1 protein-coding gene is annotated in these 1519 nt (G+C 62.9%); it reads right to left on the reverse strand.

What is annotated here, in order from left to right:
* On the reverse strand, window positions 1-1519 hold a 1519-nt coding region (locus NUW23_00955), incomplete at both ends, for a heavy metal translocating P-type ATPase (protein ID MCR4424749.1).

Below are 1519 nucleotides of genomic sequence, written 5' to 3' on the forward strand. Positions count from 1 at the left end.
TATTGTCCCCGGTTATCATGTACACTTCTATTCCACCGTCGCGGAGTTGTCGGACAGCATCGCGCGAGCCTGCCCGGACCTGATCGGCGATACCGAGGACGCCGGCCGGGGCACCATCGACAGCCACAACTACCGCGGTCTGTCCCCGCTCCTCCAGCCTCGCAACTGTCTGCTCCACAGGCGTGATGTCTACACCAAGATCCTCCATGAACCTGAGGGTCCCAACAGCAAGGCGCCTGCCTTCGACTAAGGCAGTGATCCCGCGCCCCGGCATGGCCTCGGACTCCGTTGGCATCGTGAGGGTGATCCCCCGGTCGGAGGCTCCGGTGGCGATGGCCTTCCCCAGAGGGTGTTCCGACGCCTGCTCCGCGGAGGCCGCGAGGCGAAGGACCTCGGCCTCCCCGAAAGGCTCGACTGCGACCATTTCTTCCAAGGACGGGCGACCAACCGTGATGGTGCCAGTCTTATCCAGCACCACAGCTCGGACCCTGCTCAGTCTCTCCAGGTGCTCGCCTCCTCGAATCAAGATGCCGAGCTCAGCGCCACGCCCCGTCGACACCATGATTCCCGTCGGGGTCGCAAGCCCGAGTGCACATGGGCAGGCGATAACCAGGACCGCCGTGGCATTCACCAGAGCCCGAGAGAAGTCATGGCTGCCCAGATACCACAGCAGGAAGGTTGCGGCCGCCACCACAAGGACAGCGGGGACGAAGTAGGCAGAGACCACATCCGCAAGCCTCTGTATCGGAGCCTTGCTTCCCTGAGCCTCCTCCACCATCCGGATGATCTGCGCGAGGGCAGTATCCCGTCCGATCCTCGTAGCCCGCATCTTGATCATTCCGTACTGGTTCACAGTTGCCCCAGTCAGGCGGTCGCCAGGCTTCTTGTCCACGGGCAGACTCTCGCCTGTCAGCATCGACTCATCCACAGCGGAGAAGCCCTCGAGGATCTCCCCGTCTACCGGAACCCGCTCACCCGGGCGTACGATGAGAATGTCGCCAACCTCAACTTCCTCCACAGGGATCTGAGCCTCACCGTCGGGACGAAGGACAGAGGCGGTCTTGGGAGAAAGCGCGATGAGCTTGCGGATAGCTTCGGACGTGCGGCCCTTGGCACGGTACTCAAGGTTCTTCCCCAGCAGGACAAGGGTTATCACGACTGCAGCGGCTTCATAGTAGACTGGTCCCTCGGTGAAGAACGTGTGCGCCACACTGAGGATATACGCGGCGCCGGTACCCAGGGCGACGAGCACGTCCATGTTTGCCCCGCCATGGCGAAGTGCCCGGTAAGCCCCAGTGTAGAAGCGGGCGCCGGTTATGAAGATGACCGGCGTGGTGAGGATGAACCCGATAGTCGGGTTCATGAAGAACATCATCGGCCCATGTGCCTCCGCGAGGTCTGCGACCATGGCGAGGACCAGTGGCAGACTCAGCACCGTGCCAAGGTAGAAGAGCTTCCAATCCCGCGCCACCCGTGCCTGCCTCTCCCGCTCACGTTCGCCCTCTGCCCGGGCCTCTCT

The sequence above is a fragment of the Bacillota bacterium genome, assembly GCA_024655925.1.
Classification (GTDB): domain Bacteria; phylum Bacillota; class DTU025; order DTU025; family JANLFS01; genus JANLFS01.